Below are 334 nucleotides of genomic sequence, written 5' to 3' on the forward strand. Positions count from 1 at the left end.
AATTTGATAGATTAATTATTCTAATTCAAGCGGAGAAGAGCAATGAAATGTACGCACTGTGGCTCAGATTTGGTAAAGAAGAATGGTTATACAAGACATGAAAAGTAAAATTTTCGCTGTTAAGAATGTGGCAAACAGTGGAGCGAAAACAATGAAGCTAAAATCCTTAACAAACAAAGGAACTTATCAGAAAAGCTCTTTTAGAAAGGGTGTCTCTTAATAAATTTGTAGAATTTTTGATGTAAGTATGCCATGGCTGCTAGATTTTATTAATCTCATTATCAATGATTTGCCTGAGGATTTAAATGCACAAGTCACTTGTCGTGAGAAAGAT

General features: G+C 32.9%; 1 pseudogene. It reads left to right on the top strand.

Going from position 1 to position 334, the window contains the following annotated elements:
- Window positions 1-42: 42 nt before the first annotated feature.
- A pseudogene (locus TY19_RS12350) lies at window positions 43-334 on the top strand (IS1/IS1595 family N-terminal zinc-binding domain-containing protein); the annotation flags it as partial.

Source organism: Candidatus Protochlamydia sp. R18 (assembly GCF_000648255.1).
In the GTDB taxonomy this organism is placed as follows: domain Bacteria; phylum Chlamydiota; class Chlamydiia; order Chlamydiales; family Parachlamydiaceae; genus Protochlamydia; species Protochlamydia amoebophila.